The 15,334-nt window shown below is 70.8% G+C and carries 9 protein-coding genes; 7 read left to right on the top strand and 2 right to left on the bottom strand.

All coding sequences use genetic code 11. From position 1 onward, the window contains the following. Nucleotides 1-92: 92 nt before the first annotated feature. Entirely contained in the window at nt 93-725 is a 633-nt protein-coding gene (locus TBR22_RS13050; protein ID WP_239493429.1) for a phosphatidylserine decarboxylase, read from the top strand. Nucleotides 726-742: 17 nt separating this feature from the next. Then, on the top strand, nt 743-1,564 hold the full coding sequence (gene pssA, locus TBR22_RS13045) for a CDP-diacylglycerol--serine O-phosphatidyltransferase (RefSeq protein WP_239493428.1): 822 nt from the start codon (nt 743-745) through the stop codon (nt 1,562-1,564). Here pssA and TBR22_RS13040 read toward each other — a convergent pair. Further along, nucleotides 1,561-5,589: a HAMP domain-containing sensor histidine kinase gene (locus tag TBR22_RS13040; RefSeq protein ID WP_239493427.1), complete on the bottom strand. Its 4,029-nt coding sequence runs from the start codon at nt 5,587-5,589 to the stop codon at nt 1,561-1,563. The genes pssA and TBR22_RS13040 overlap by 4 nt on opposite strands. A gap of 94 nt (nt 5,590-5,683) precedes the next feature. Between TBR22_RS13040 and TBR22_RS13035 the strand changes: the two genes are divergently transcribed. Together TBR22_RS13035 and TBR22_RS13030 are read left to right on the top strand one after the other, a co-directional pair. Next, nucleotides 5,684-6,688, top strand: a complete 1,005-nt coding sequence (locus TBR22_RS13035) for a hypothetical protein (protein WP_239493426.1) — start codon at nt 5,684-5,686, stop codon at nt 6,686-6,688. After that, nucleotides 6,685-7,902 carry a PLP-dependent aminotransferase family protein gene (locus TBR22_RS13030; protein WP_239493425.1) on the top strand — a complete coding sequence of 406 codons (1,218 nt, stop codon included), beginning with the start codon at nt 6,685-6,687 and terminating at the stop codon, nt 7,900-7,902. Before TBR22_RS13035 ends, TBR22_RS13030 begins: the two co-directional genes overlap by 4 nt. On the opposite strand, the gene TBR22_RS13025 is transcribed toward TBR22_RS13030, so the two are convergent. Beyond that, a complete protein-coding gene (locus TBR22_RS13025; RefSeq protein ID WP_239493424.1) occupies nt 7,886-9,109 on the bottom strand; it encodes a PQQ-binding-like beta-propeller repeat protein in 1,224 nt (407 codons plus the stop codon). The two genes, TBR22_RS13030 and TBR22_RS13025, sit on opposite strands and share 17 nt — an antisense overlap. 137 nt (nt 9,110-9,246) lie before the next feature. Here TBR22_RS13025 and guaA point away from each other — a divergent pair, with 137 nt between their 5' ends. The 3 genes from guaA to TBR22_RS13010 are packed head-to-tail and all read left to right on the top strand — an operon-like array spanning nt 9,247 to nt 15,315. After that, on the top strand, nt 9,247-10,833 hold the full coding sequence (gene guaA / locus TBR22_RS13020) for a glutamine-hydrolyzing GMP synthase (RefSeq protein ID WP_239493423.1): 1,587 nt from the start codon (nt 9,247-9,249) through the stop codon (nt 10,831-10,833). 7 nt (nt 10,834-10,840) lie between these two features. Next, on the top strand, nt 10,841-14,332 hold the full coding sequence (locus TBR22_RS13015) for a DNA polymerase III subunit alpha (RefSeq protein WP_239493422.1): 3,492 nt from the start codon (nt 10,841-10,843) through the stop codon (nt 14,330-14,332). An 11-nt stretch (nt 14,333-14,343) separates the two neighbouring features. After that, nucleotides 14,344-15,315 carry an acetyl-CoA carboxylase carboxyltransferase subunit alpha gene (locus TBR22_RS13010; protein ID WP_239493421.1) on the top strand — a complete coding sequence of 324 codons (972 nt, stop codon included), beginning with the start codon at nt 14,344-14,346 and terminating at the stop codon, nt 15,313-15,315. Nucleotides 15,316-15,334: the final 19 nt, after the last annotated feature.

The following is a 15,334-nucleotide window of genomic DNA, read 5'->3' as shown; positions in this document are numbered from 1 at the left end:
CCGGGTGCCCGTCTCCACGGCGGGCACCGTGGTTCCCGCCCCGGGGCCACCTCGCGTGCCGCCGTCTCCCCGCGGCCGTGTACCCTGACAACATGAAGCTCGATCGCGCCGGATACCCCTTCATCGCCGGGTTCCTAGCTCCCGCAGCGTATCTCCTGCTCAAGAAGAAGCCCGCCGCCGGCTTGCCGCTGCTCGGCATGGCCGGCTTCATGGCGTACTTCTTCCGCGATCCCGAGCGCTACCCGCCCCAGCATCCCGACCTCGTCCTCTCGCCGGCCGACGGGCGGGTGATGGTGGCAGGGCCGGGTGAGCCGGGTGTCGCCCCGCCGGGGGAGTGGCAGCAGATCAGCATCTTCCTGTCGCCCATGGACGTGCACATCAACCGCGCGCCCTTCGGCGGCGAGATCACGCGGATTGCCTACACGCCCGGCAAGTTCCTGGCTGCCTACGACGAGCGGGCGGCGGCCGAGAACGAGCGCAACGAGGTGTGGATCAAGGATGGCGACCGCACCGTGGTCTTCCGGCAGGTGGTCGGCGTGCTGGCGCGCCGCGTCGTATGCCGGGTCCAGGTGGGCGACCAACTGCTGGCCGGGGAACGCTTCGGCCTGATGAAGTTCGGGTCGCGCATGGACGTGTTCGTCCCGCCGGGGTGCGTGCTCCAGGTCAAGCCCGGCGACGTCGTGCGAGGCGCCGAGAGCGTGATTGCACGCTGGCCGGAAGCCTGAGGGTAAGATCCCCGGTCATGATCAACGTGCTGCGGCGCCGCGACCCCGAGCAGCGCCGCCTCCGCCGCGGGATGTACCTGTTGCCCAGCCTGTTCACGCTGGCCAACATGTTCTGTGGCTACGCGTGCGTGATCTACGCCATGCGAGGCGAGTTCTCCACGGCGGCGCCGTTCATCGGCATCGCCGTGGTCCTCGACATGCTCGATGGGCGGATCGCCCGCATGACGGGCGCCACCAGTGACTTCGGCCGGGAGTTCGACTCGCTGGCCGACGTCATCTCCTTCGGGATCGCCCCGGCCGTGCTCGGGTACACCTGGGGGCTGTACACCTTCGGCCGGCTCGGCTGGGCGGTCGGCTTCCTGTACCTCTCGGCGGCCGCCATCCGCCTGGCGCGCTTCAACATCCAGTCCACCACCAACCCCGACAAGCGGTACTTCGTGGGCATGCCCAGTCCCGCGGCTGCCGGGGTTCCCGCCGCGACGGTCTTCTGGCTCCCGCAGGGGCTTCCGGCCGGGTGGATGGCCGCCCTGGCGTTGCCACTCCTGCTCGTGCCGGCGGCCCTGATGGTGAGCACCCTCCGGTATCGGTCCTTCAAGACCTTCAACCTCGGCAAGCGACGTCCGGCCAACGGCCTGATGGTGGTCGCCGTCGTGATCGCCGCGGTTGCGACCCACCCGCAGTGGGCGCTGGTGGCGATTGCCTACACCTACCTGGTGTCGGGATTCATCGGGTGGGCGCTCTCGCGGTGGCGCCCCCGCCCGGCCGATGAGGCCATGGCCGTCGCCACCCCGGTGGTCACGGCCCGCCAGGCGGCCGGTTCCGACGCGCACGACGCCTAGCCGGGCGTCTGGCGCGGCGTCCGTGCCTGGCCATCCGGGCCGGCCACGGGTACGTCGAGCGCGACGGTCGTACCGACGCCCTTCTGGCTCTGCACGTCGATGCGGCCCCCCATCAACTCCACATTGCGCCTGGCAATCGTGAGGCCGAGGCCGGTGCCCGCCGCCTTGGTCGAGAAGTAGGGCTCGAACAGGCGTGCGAGTGCCGCCGCGTCCATGCCCACGCCGGTGTCGGTGAGCGACACGCGCACCCAGTCGGGCGCCGGCCGCGACGCGCTCACCGTCACCGTGCCCCCCGACGGCATGGCGTGCAGCGCGTTCTCGATGATGTTGATCATCGCGCGACCGAGCAGGGCCCTGTCGATCAGCACGAGCGGCAGGTCGTCGGGCACGTGGGCCTCGACCCGCACGTTCGAGGGCAGCCCGATCCGGTAGCCGGACAGGACCTCCTCGACGAGGGTCGCCATCGGCGCCGGCTGCGGGCGCGCGGTGGGCGAGGAGGCGAAGCTGGCGAACTCGGACGAGATCTGCCGCAGCATGCGGACCTGCACGAGGATCGTGTCGACGCACTGCTCGAGCACCGGCGAGAGCGGCGTGCCGCGGTCGAGGTGCACGCGCCGCAGGTGCTCGGCCGAGAGCTGGATGGGCGTCAGCGGGTTCTTGATGTCGTGCGCGACCTGCCGTGCCATCTCGGCCCACGCCTCGAGCCGGTTGGTGCGCTGCAGCTGCTCGCGCTGCCGCGACAGCTCCGCGGCCATGCCGTTGAACGCCTCGACCAGCCCCTGCAGTTCGTCGGCCGTGCGGGCCACGACGTGCTGGTCGAGATCGCCTGCGGCGATGCGCCGGCTGGCGCGCGTCAGCCGTTGCACGGGGTCGCCGATGCGGCCCGAGATCGAGTAGCCGAGGAAGGCGCCCAGCAGGATGAAGACGACGGCGCCGAGGTTGACCGACCGATCGAGCTCGGCGATCTCGCGCTCGATCTCGCGCTGACGCAGGGTCATCGGCACGGTCAGGATGCCCTCGCGGGTGCCGATGCGGATCGGCGTGGCCGCCAGCTGGTAGGCGAGCGGGCCGATCTGATCCTCGCCGACGAAGGTCGGCAGCCGCTGCAGCATGATCGCCCGGTAGACCGTGTCGGGCGTGCGCTCGGGCAGCAGGCCCTGCGCGAACAGGTCGCGCTGGCTGGTGGCCAGCAGGGTCGGGCCGTCGAAGATGTTGACGTCCTGCTTGATCACCCGACTCATCCACACCATCACGTCGTCGGTGAGCGTGGTCGCGGTGACCAGCGCCGGTTGCTGCAGCGCGAGCGCCTCCTCGATGACCCGCTGCGCCACCGCCGCCGTGCGCGTCGCCTCGGCCTCGACGTCGGCGCGCAGCCGTGAGGCCACGAACGTCCGCACGACGAACGCCAGCGTCAGCACGGGAATCACCGACGTGGCCACGAAGGCCAGGAACAGCTTGCGCGTGAAGCTCGCCCGCACCTCGCGCACCAGCAGCGTCGCCGGCTGCGGCCCGCGGCGGTTGACGCGGTGCAGCACCGCATGGACCAGCAGCACCAGCACCAGGGCGACGCCGGCCAGCGTCGCGACCTCAGCGATGTGGACCAGGTGCTCGACCAGCGTCACCCGCGGCATGCTGATCACGTAGATGCCGGCGCGGTCGTTGGACACGTACAGGTCGTGCACGCGGGTGCCGCGCGTCTGCGTCGCCCAGAACGGCTCGCGTGTGCGGTAAGCCCGGTCGAACACGTCCGACGGCAGATCCCACACGCGCTCGCCCGAGCTGTAGATCGGCGTCCGCCCCCACCCGTAGACGATCAGGTCGATGCCGCGCGACGGCGCGCGGCGCGGCGACGTCCCGGCCCCCGACGCCGTCCCGCGCAGCAGGTCGTAGTACGGCCCCTGCGTCGACAGGAACGGCAGGGAACTGTAGTCCAGCATGACGTGGACGATGATGCCGCCCCGCACGCGGGTGTGACCGGTCGCGTCGCGCTCGCACACCGCGCGCTCGGCGTGGTACATGCTGCGCTCCTCGGAGCCGAACAGGCCGGCCTCGGCAAACACCGTCCAGGTGCATGCCTCGCTGCGCCACTGCGGCGGCACGGTCGCCTCGTACTCCGGGAAGTTGAAGCCGAACCGGCTCACCTGCGGACCTTCCGGCGCATAGATCTCGACGGCCGACGTCAACCCGCGATCGGCGAGGTCGGACTGCTGCCACAGGCCGTAGGCGGTGTCGGTGGGGACGCGGCCCGGCTCGCGCGGCAGTGCCGCAATCCGGTCGGCCAGGCCGCGCACCGCGTCGATCTGCGCCAGGGCGCGCGTGAGGTCTTCCCCGAGCGCCCGCCGATGGGTGATCACTTCGGGGGCGTACTGCGTGGCGACGAGGCTGCGTCGCGCGTGGTCGAGCGCGTGCAACAGCAGGGGGTACAGCAGGAGCGCGGGGAGCAGCAGCGCCGCGTAGGCCCAGAGCAGGCGACGCGCCTGTGTCCCGCGTCGGAACCACGACATGCCGCGGGCGCTGGCCAGGGCCGCTGCGCCGGCACACGACGCCATCGCGAGCAGCGCGAAGATCGGGAGGTCGAGGCCGCGCCAGCGCAGCACGACGAGCATCAGCACCAGCGGCGTCGTCCACAGAATCAGCGGCCACCAGAGGCGCCGCCACGGACCCAGGGTCGCCGTCCGCCAGCGGATGAGGCCGATGCGCAGCGCCAGCACGCTGCCCCAGAAGACCGACGCCCCGAGACCGAGCAGGCCGAGCAGCACCAGCAGGCGGCGCGGCTCGATCGGCGGCAGCAGCGCCAGCATCAACACGTCGAGCTCGGTGTGATCGACCGTGTCCTGCACGAGACGGGCGAGCAGGCCGAGCAGGCTGGCGATCACCAGCCCGGCCAGCAACTGGCCGCCGATGAACCGCAGCCGGCGGGGGAGCGGCCCGGTCGGCCGACGACGGACGCGTCGCATCGCCAGGCGCACGCGGCGGAGCGGGTCGACGGCCAGCATCACCGTGGCGAGTAGCAGGAACGCCGTGAGGCAGAGATCCAGCGGGGTCCGATGCAGCCAGGCGAGCCAGTCCCCCTGATAGACCGCGTCGGACCAACTGGGCAGCAGGTCCTGCAAGGGAATCCAGCCGTACCACCACAGGAGGCGGGCGACGACCAGGCTGAAGACGGCCAGGAACGTGAAGAGCCGATATCGTGGCGGTGGCAGCCAGCGACGCTCCCACGCGAGCACGCCAGCCAGCACCATCGCCACCGTTCCCAGGCAGGCCGCGCCGGCCCCCGCCAGACGTTGCCACCAGGCCCGCCGAAGGGCCCGGAGCGCGTCGTACGGCACCAGCACGTCGGCGAGCGGCTCGCCGGTGGGCGCCTGCAGGGTGAGCACGCGCGCCTCGCCGCGCGGGCTGGCATCGCCGAGGAACCTCGGGCGAAGCAGGACCGGCAGCAACGGGGTGTCGAGTTGGGCCTCGAGCGCGCCGCGTGCGTCCACGCGGGAACCGCCCGACAGGTTCTCCTCGGCCGCGAGCAGTCCGATGACGGGCACGGCGGCACCGGTGCCGCGCAGGGGCTCGATGTACACCAGTCGCAGGCCGAGCGCACCCGGCGCCACCACGAGCGACGGCCCCCGGTCGAGGCGCACCACCGGCAGGGCCTGGGGGCGTCCCGCCCAGGCAATCGCGGTGCCGTCGGCCGCGGCGATGGACAACGCGACGTCGGGGCCGCTCCGGCTGGTCACCTGGTCGAGGGCATCGAACAGCGGGCGCGGGTCGCGGCGCGGCGCGACCAGCGCCGGCACGATGGCCTGTTGGGCACGGAGGTCGTCGACGGCCCGGGCCAGGCGCTCGGCCTGCCGGGCGAACTGCGCGCGCACGTCGCGCTCGACGCGCGTCGCCGTGGCGTCCACGTCCGTGCCGAGACGCCACAGCAGCCACGCCGTGCCGACCAGCAGGAGCACGACCGTGCCCAGCGCGCCGGCGGCCAGCACGCGTGGGACGAGGCTGGGGGACCGGGGCGGCGTGGGCGCGTCGGGCATGAAGATGGGGGAATCTTACTCGGCCTTCTGACGTGCACGAGGGGCCGGCGGTCGTCGCTTCGTTATAGTGGAGGGGCGAGTCCGTCTCGCCGTCATGTCCATCCCGGCCCTCAAGCTCCCGATCAAGCGCGGCGCCTTGCTGGCGGCAGCCAACTGGCCGGTCGTCGTCGTCCAGTTCATCGCCGAGGCCACCTTCAAGATCCTGCTGGCGGTGCCAATCGTCGGTGGCACCTTCCTCGTGGCGCTGGCGCTGAATCAGGACGTCCAGGACGTGCTCGGCGACGACCTCGACCTGCGCCGCAGCGCGACGGGCGTCGCCACCTCGCTGCTCGAGCATCCGGTGGCGCTGGCCAGTTTCCTGGCGGCCCTGGCCGTGGTCGTGGCCGGAGGCTCGGCGCTGATGTTCATCCTCAAGGGCGGCACGCTCTCCGTGCTGGTCGAGGCGCAGCGGCACGCCGGGCCGGTCGAGCGCTATCCCGTGCGGCTCGCCCTGCTCCGGCGCGCGTCGCGCACCGACGTCGACGTGTTCCTGTCGGGCACGCGACGCCTCCGCCGGCGCTTCCTGCGCCTCGGCGCCTTCCTGTTGGCGACCTACGTCGTGTCGGGCGGCCTCTACCTCGCCGTGGTCGTGGCAGGGTACCGCGCGGTGGGCGAGGAAGGCTTCCTCGTCGGCTGGACCGTGATCGCGGCGATCTGCAGCGCGGCGCTGGTGGCCTGGCTGGCGATCGTCAACACCGGCTACCTGGTCCTGCAGATCATCATCGCGGCCAGCGACGTCTCGGTGCGGACGGCGGCGCGTGAGGCCGTGCGCCTTCTTCGTACCGACACCAACCGCACGCTCGGCGTCTTCCTCGTCACCGCCGGCCTGGTCGGCGTCGCCACCCTCGCCTCGCTCGTCGCGACCGCCGGGCTCGGCCTGATTTCGTTCGTGCCGTTCGTCGGCCTCACCGTGCTGCCGCTGCAACTGGTGGCCTGGTTGGTGCGCGGACTGGTCTTCCAGTACCTCGGGCTCGCGTCGGCAGGCGCCTACCTGTTCCTGTACGAGGTTCCCGCCGACGACGCGGCGGCGCCGGCGCTGTCCCAGGGAGTGCCCGCATGACGGCCATGGAGTCGCTGTTCTCGCGGATGGGCGCCCAGCTGACCGGGTCGGCCATCCGACAGATGGGGATCCTGGCCGCCGGTCGGCCCGACCTCATCTCGTTCGCCCCCGGCTATCCCGATCCCACGACGTTCGCCTGGGCGGCGTACCGCGACATCGCCGACGACCTGCTGCGCGCCGAGGACGGCGAGACCCTCCAGTACGGGCCGACGCGCGGCTTCACGCCGCTGATCGAGGCCCTCGTGCCCCGCCTGCGGGCCCGCGGCATCACCTGCACCGCCGACGAGATCCTGCTGACCACCGGGTCGCAGCAGGCCGTCGACCTGGTGACGCGCCTGTTTGTCGATCCCGGCGATGCCGTGCTCGTGGAACTGCCGACGTTCACCGGCGCCATCGCGGCGTTCCGCAGCGCGGGCGCACACCTGGCCGGCGTGCGGCAGGACGAGGAGGGACTCGACCTCGATCACCTCGATGCCGTGCTCGCCGAGCAGCGGGCCGCCGGCCGGCGCGTGAAGTTCCTGTACGTGATCCCGAACTTCCAGAATCCGACCGGCGGGCTGCTCTCGCTGTCGCGCCGCGCGGCGCTGCTGGCGTGGAGCCAGCGCACGGGTGTCCCCATCGTCGAAGACGACCCCTACGGCGACCTGTGGTTCCCGGACGTCACGCGTCCCGAGGACACCCGGCCGATGAAGGCCGACGACGAACACGGGCAGGTCATCTACCTGCAGAGCACGTCCAAGACGCTGGCGCCCACCTTCCGCACGGCCTGGATCGTCGCGCCGGCGGCAGTGATCGAGCGGCTCGACGTCGCCAAGCAGTCGGCCGACCTGTGTTCGAGTTCCCTCGACCAGCGCATCGTGCTCGAGGCGATCACGCGGGGCGTGCTCGATCGGCAGCTGCCGCGCCTGCGACAGGCCTACGCGGAGAAGCGCGACGCGATGAGTCGGGCGCTTGCCACCCACGTCGGCGATCTGGCGTCGTGGCGGCCGCCGCGCGGCGGATTCTTCCTGTGGGTGCAGTTGCCGGAGGGCGTCGACGCCCGCGCGCTGCTGCCGAGCGCCATCGAGGCGCAGGTGATCTACGTCGCCGGTGCGCCGTTCTTCGTCGATGGCACGGGCGCCAACGCCATGCGGTTGGCGTTCTCGGCCGCGACCGCGTCGCGGATCGAGGAGGGGATTGCCCGCCTCGCGCGGGTCATCAGGACGGCGGCGTGATGGCGATCTTCTCGCCGGGGATGTCGGTGAGTGGCTTGGCCGGCAGGCCGAACGCGTGCTCGAGCGCCACGAGCCGCCCGTCGGCAATCGCTGCGACCAGGTAGTCACCCGGCAGCGCGGCGCGCGTAATCACCACGGGCAGGCCCTCCAGCACCTCGAGGCGATTCTCGGTGAGCGCGAACTCGCCGACCGGCTTGCCGGTGTCCAGCGCATAACCGCGCAAATCGAGGGCGATACCGGCCGCCACCAGGGTATTGCCGACGCGGAGCGGGCCCGTGCGCGGCCGCCACGGCAGGGGCTGCCGCCACCGCTGCGCGCCGTGCCCGCGATCGAGGGCCCGCACCATGGTGTCCAGCGAACTGAAGAACACGCGATCGTCGTCGGCGATCGCGGCGCCCACCGGGTCGGCGCCCGCCCGCCACCTCCAGCGCACCCGTCCCTTGTCGTCGTCGAGGCAGTAGAAGAAGTTGTCGGTCGAGCCGACGTAGACGCGGGCGCCGAGCGGCGCGATGGTGACGATGCTGCCGCCAAGCGAGGTGGTCCAGATCGGCGCGCCGGTCTTGATCTGCAGCGCCCGCACCAGCCCGTCCGCTCCCGGCAGGTAGAGCCGCTCGCCGTTGATCGCCGGCGCGGCGACGACCGGAGCGCCGACCTTCTGCCGCCAGACCTCGGTCCCATCGTCGCCGCGCCAGGCCACGACCTCGCCGGTGTCGAGGGCGCCGATCACCCAGCCCGAGCGGGCAACGAGCGGGGCCGAGATGCCCGACGAGAGCGGCACCCGCCATGCGGCGCGCCCGGTAGCGGCCTCGAGGGCCTGCAAGGCGTCACCCCCGACGATGTAGACGTGGCCATCGGCGACGGCCGGGGCGACGGTGGTCGATACCTCGGCCTTCCACACCAGCGCCCCCGTCTCGGCGGTCACGCCGATCACGCCGCCGGTGGCCAGCGGCACGAACACCCGCGTGCCGTCGGTGGCTAGCGTGGCCGACGGTGGCCCGTCGAGCTCGGTACTCCAGCGCACGCGTAACGGGAACAGGGGCAGGGCGTGGGCGCCGGACGTGCCCTCGGCCTTCGCGGCCGTGGCGGGTGCCTTCGTCGGCGCCGCCGGGCCGGTCGCCTGGGCCGGTGCAGCGGGGCCTGGCGGCGGCGCTCCGCCGGCCTGCGCGACGGCAGGAGCGGCCGCGCCGGCGATCAGCGCCAGTGCCAAGGAAATGCGGTAAATGCCCGAAAGACCGCGAGATGTAGTGGTCTGGGTGCGAGGCACTTGGCTATAATAGCGGCTCCGCGCAGGCCGGTTCCCGAGATTCGGGCATCGGCATTCCGGCATCGGCATCCGTCAACCCCATGTCCCATCAGACGATCCTGATCCTCGACTTCGGATCGCAGGTGACGCAGCTCATCGCCCGTCGCGTGCGCGAGGCCCACGTCTACTGCGAGATCCACCCGCACGACGTGGCCGACGAGGTCATCCGACGCCTGGCGCCCATCGGGATCATCCTGTCGGGAAGCCACGGGAGTACCTACGAGGATCACCAACTCCGCGCGCCGGACCTGATCTGGGGCCTCGGCGTGCCCGTCCTCGGCATCTGTTACGGGATGCAGACCATGGCGGCGCAGCTCGGCGGACGGGTCGCCTGGAGTGATCACCGGGAGTTCGGGTACGCGGAGGTGCGGCCGCACGGGCACACGCGGCTGCTCGAGGATCTCGAGGACTTCCGCACGCCCGACGGGCACGCCATGCTCAAGGTGTGGATGAGCCACGGGGACTCGGTGGCCGACATGCCGCCGGGGTTCTCGCTGCTGGCCTCGACGCCGAGTTGCCCGATCGCGGGCATGGCCGACGAGGCGCGCGGGTATTACGCCGTGCAGTTCCACCCCGAGGTCACCCACACGCTGCAGGGCCAGGCGATCCTCACGCGGTTCGTGCGCGACATCTGTGGCGCGCGTGGCGACTGGCGGATGGGCGATTACGTGAGTGAAGCCGTGGCGCGCATCCGCGAGCAGGTGGGGCAGGACGAGGTCGTGCTCGGGCTCTCGGGCGGCGTCGACTCGAGCGTCGCGGCGGCGCTGATCCACAAGGCGATCGGCGATCAGCTCACGTGCGTGTTCGTCGATCACGGCCTGCTGCGGCTCAACGAGGCCGAACTGGTGATGCACATGTTCGCGGGCCGGTTGCACGCGAAGGTGCGGCACGTCGACGCGCGCGCCCAGTTCCTGGGGCACCTCGCCGGCGTGACCGACCCCGAGGCCAAGCGGAAGATCATCGGCCGCGAGTTCGTCGAGGTGTTCCAGCGGGAGGCCGCCGCGCTGACGCAGGCCAAGTGGCTGGCGCAGGGCACGATCTACCCCGACGTGGTCGAGTCGGGCGGGGCCAAGACGAAGAAGTCCAAGACCATCAAGAGCCACCACAACGTCGGCGGCCTGCCCGAGACGCTCGGCCTGCGGCTGCTGGAGCCGCTGCGCGAGTTGTTCAAGGACGAGGTGCGCGAGCTCGGGGTGGTGCTGGGCCTGCCACCGGAGATGGTCTATCGGCACCCGTTTCCGGGACCCGGCCTCGGGGTGCGGATCCTCGGCGAGGTGAAGGCCGAGTACGCCGACCTGTTGCGTCGCGCCGACGACATCTTCATCCACGAGTTGCGGCACACCATCGACGAGGCCACCGGCAGGACCTGGTACGACCTCACGAGCCAGGCCTTCGCCGTGTTCCTGCCGGTGCGCAGCGTCGGGGTGATGGGCGATGGGCGCACCTACGAGCACGTCGTCGCGCTGCGGGCCGTGCAGACCAGCGACTTCATGACCGCCGACTGGGCGCCGCTGCCGTACCCCTTGCTCAAGAAGGTGTCCAGCCGGATCATCAACGAGGTCCGCGGGATCAATCGCGTCGTGTACGACGTCAGCAGCAAGCCCCCGAGCACCATCGAGTGGGAGTGACGCGCGCGTGAAGGACTTCGTCCACCTCCACCTGCACACGGAGTACTCGTTGCTCGACGGCGCGTGCCGCGTCGACGAGCTGATGAAGGAAGCCGCGCGCCTCGGCATGCCGTCGCTGGCGGTGACCGAGCACGGCAACATGTTCTCGTCGGTGGTCTTCTACGACACCGCCAAGAAGCACGGCGTGCGGCCGATCCTCGGCTGCGAGGTCTACGTCGCGCCCGGCGACCGCCGCGACCGGAGCGGGGTGCCCGGCGAGACCCAGAACCATCTGGTGCTGCTGGCCGAGAACAACGTCGGCTACCACAACCTCATCAAGCTGGTGTCCTCGGGCTACACCGAGGGCTTCTACTACAAGCCCCGCATCGACAAGGAGTTGCTCCAGCAGCACAGCGCCGGCCTCATCGGCCTGAGCAGCTGCCTGAAGGGCGAGGTCGCCGAGGGCATCTACAAGGACAAGATCGACAAGGCGCGCACCGCTGCGGGGCAGTACGCCGAGATCCTCGGCAAGGGCAACTTCTTCCTCGAGATGCAGTACCAGGGGCTGCGCGAGCAGAAGATCGTCAACGACAGTCTGCCGTCGCTGGCCCGTGAGCTCGACCTGCCGATGGTCGTCACCAACGACGTGCACTACCTGCGGCACGGCGACCACAAGCCGCACGACATCCTGCTGTGCATCGGCACCGGGAAGTCCGTCAACGACGCACACCGCCTCAAGTACGGCTCCGACGAGTTCTACCTGAAGACCCCCGAGCAGATGTGGGAGCGGTTCGGTGAGTATCCGGACGCGCTGACCAACACCGCGCGCATCGCCGAGCGCTGCCACGTCGACCTCGACTCGAAGGTCTACCACCTCCCGAACTTCGACGTCCCGGAAGGGGAGACCCTCGACGATCACTTCGAGCGCATGACGCGCGAGGGCTTCGCCGCGCGCCTGCCGCGCCTGCGCGAGCTGATGTCGCGCGGCGCGCTGCGCCACACGCTCGAGGAGTACGAGACGCGACTCGACTACGAGATCGCGATGATCAAGAAGATGGGGTACACCGGGTACTTCCTCATCGTCTGGGACTTCATCCGGTACGCCCGCGAGCAGGGCATCCCCGTCGGGCCGGGCCGCGGCTCGGCGGCCGGCAGCGTCGTCGCCTGGTGCCTGCGCATCACCGACGTCGACCCGATCGAGTTCGACCTGATCTTCGAGCGCTTCCTGAACCCGGAACGCGTGTCGATGCCCGACATCGACATCGACTTCTGCGAGCGACGCCGCGGCGAGGTGATCGACTACGTCACGCGCAAGTACGGGCGCGAGAACGTCGCCCAGATCATCACGTTCGGGACGATGAAGGCCAAGGCCGTGGTGCGCGACGTCGGGCGCGTCATGGACATGACCTACGCCGAGGTCGACAAGGTCGCCAAGCTGATCCCGCCGGCCCTCGACATGACGCTCGAGAAGGCACTTGTCGAGAACCCGCTCCTCAAGCAGCTGCGCGACAGCGACCCGCGCGTCAAGGACCTGCTCGACATCGGCCAGCGCCTCGAGGGGATGACGCGGCACGCCTCGGTGCACGCCGCCGGCGTGGTGATCGCGCCGCGGGCGATCACCGACTTCGCGCCGCTGTACAAGGGGGCGCGCGACGAAATCGTCACGCAGTGGGCGATGAAGGAAATCGAGAGGATGGGGCTCCTCAAGATGGACTTCCTCGGCCTCAGCACGCTGACGCTGATCGACGACGCGCTCAAGGAGATCACGCGCACGACCGGGCAGGTCCTCGACATCGACGCGATCCCGATGGACGACGCCAGGACGTTCCAGCTGTTTGCCGAGGGGCAGACGGCCGGCGTGTTCCAGTTCGAGTCCTCGGGCATGCGCGAGGTGCTGCGCAAGGCCAAGCCGTCGCGCTTCGACGACCTCATCGCCCTCAATGCCCTGTACCGGCCCGGCCCGCTCGGCGCCGGCGTGGTCGACAGCTTCGTCAACCGTCGCCACGGGCGCGAGGAGATCACGTACATGGTCCCGCAGATGGAGCCCATCCTGCGCGACACGTACGGGGTCATCGCGTACCAGGAACAGGTCATGCGCGTGGCGCGCGACGTCGGCGGCTTCACGATGGGCGAGGCCGACCTGCTCCGCAAGGCCATGGGGAAGAAGGACCCCAAGGTCATGGCGGCGCAGCGCGACCGGTTCGTGGCGGGCGCCACCGCCAACGGCCTGTCGGAGAAGAAGGCCGGCGAGATCTTCGACCTGCTGGCGTACTTCGCCGGCTACGGCTTCAACAAGTCGCACTCGACCACCTACGCGCTGCTCGCGTACCAGACCGGCTACCTGAAGGCCAACTACCCGCGCTACTTCATGGCGGCGTTGCTGACCATCGAGGCGCAGAACACCGACAAGCTGTCGCAGTACCTCGGCGAGTGCCGCGACCTGGGCGTGCCGGTCCTGCCGCCCGACGTCAACCTCAGCCAGTTGCCCTTCACGGTCGAGCCTGAGGGCGTCCGCTTCGGGTTGACGGCCGTCAAGAACGTCGGCGAGGGGGCGATCCTGTCCATCCTCAGGGTCCGGCAGGAGCAGGGGGGACGCATCGAGTCGCTCGCCGCCCTGTGCGAGCACGCCGACCTGCGTCTGGTGAACAAGCGCGTGCTCGAGAGCCTGGCCAAGGCCGGGGCGCTCGACTCGCTCGCCCCGCCCCACGAGCCGATCGCCTCACGCCGGGCCCGCCTCTGCGCCGCGATCGACAGGGCCCTGGAGCAGGGCAACCGGCTGCAGAAGGACCGCGACCGGGGCCAGACGCAGTTGTTCGCCGCCCTGCTCGGGGGCGACGACGGCGACGAGACGCCGGCGGCCGACCTCGCCCTGCCCGATGCGGAGCCCTGGCCCTCGGCCCAGGTGCTCGCCTTCGAGAAGGAGGCCCTCGGCCTGTACCTCTCGGGGCACCCGCTGGCGGCGCACCAGGACGACCTGGCCAAGGCCGGCGCCCGGCCGATCGGCCAGTGCACCGAGGCGATGGCCGACGTGCTGGTGGGCGGCATCATCAGTGGCGTCCGGCAGGTGAAGACCAAGAAGGGCGACCGCATGGCGGCCTTCATGCTCGAAGACCTCGACGGTGCGCTCGAGGTGGTGGCCTTCCCCGAGACGTTCCGCCACCACGCCCCCCTGATCGAGAACGACCGCATGGTCCTGGTGCGGGGCAAGCTGGAGGCCGGCGACGACAGCGCGAAGATCCTGGCCAGCGAGATCAAGCCGCTTTCGTCGCTGAACGAGACGCTCTCGCGCGAGGTCGCCATCGCCCTGCGCACCCCCTCACGCCGGACCATCGAGGACGTGGCCGACATCCTGATGCGCCACCGCGGCGACAAGCGCGTGCGCCTCGATCTCGAGGTGCGCGACCTGCCGCGGCCGATGCGCGTCCGGCTGGACCTGCTGGCCGTGCAGGTGCGCGCCTCCGAGCAACTGGTGGCCGACCTCGAACGCGTGTGCGGCGTCGGGGCCGTCAAATTGCGGTAACCTGACTCGTCATGCCCGTGGACAGCCTCGAGTTCGAGGAGCCCGTCGCCGCCCTCCTGAAGGAGATCGATCACCTCACCGGCCAGCCCTCGACGCCGGAGCGCGCGGGCGAGATCGCCCGCCTGCAGGCGCGAGCCCGGCAGGTGCGCCAGGACATCTTCGCGCGGCTGACGCCGTGGCAGCGAGTGCTGGTGGCGCGCCACCCGCAGCGCCCCTACCTGCTCGACTACGCAGCCCGGCTCTGGCCCGGGTTCACCGAGATCCACGGCGACCGCCGCTTCGGTGACGACCAGGCCATCGTCGCCGGCTTTGCGCAGTACCACGACCAGCCGGTGCTGATCGTCGGCCACCAGAAGGGCCGCGACACGAAGCAGAAGATCGCCCGCAACTTCGGCTACGCGCGCCCCGAGGGCTATCGCAAGGCCCTCCGGGCGATGCAGATGGCCGCCAAGTTCAAGCGACCGATCATCTGCCTGGTGGACACCCCGGCCGCCTACCCCGGCATGGAGTCCGAAGAGCGGGGCATCGCCGAGGCGATCGCCCTGAACCTGCGCGAGATGGCCGTGCTCGACACGGCGATCGTCGTCGTGGTCACCGGCGAGGGCGGCAGCGGCGGCGCGCTCGGCATCGCGGTCGGCGACACCGTGCTGATGCAGGAGTACGCGGTCTACAGCGTGATTCCGCCCGAGGGCTGCGCGGCGATCCTGTGGCGCGACGCGGCCAAGAAGGTCGAGGCTGCCGACGCGCTGAAGATGACCGCCCCGGACCTGGTCGGGCGTGGCATCTGCGACGGCATCATCCCCGAGCCGCTCGGCGGCGCCCACCAGGACTACGACGAATCGGCACGCCGGCTCGACGAAGCCCTCTGGCCCGCCCTGCAGCAGGCGATGGGGTGGTCGTCGGCCGAGCGGCTCGACCGCCGCTACGAGAAGTTCCGCCGCATCGGCCGCGTCGGCGCCGAGATCGCCGGGTCGGCTTCCTGATCGGGTCCCCGCTCGGGAC

It is taken from the genome of Luteitalea sp. TBR-22 (genome assembly GCF_016865485.1).
GTDB lineage: Bacteria > Acidobacteriota > Vicinamibacteria > Vicinamibacterales > Vicinamibacteraceae > Luteitalea.
Note: the sequence above shows the minus strand (reverse complement) of the source record. Positions and strands in the feature narration are given on the sequence as shown.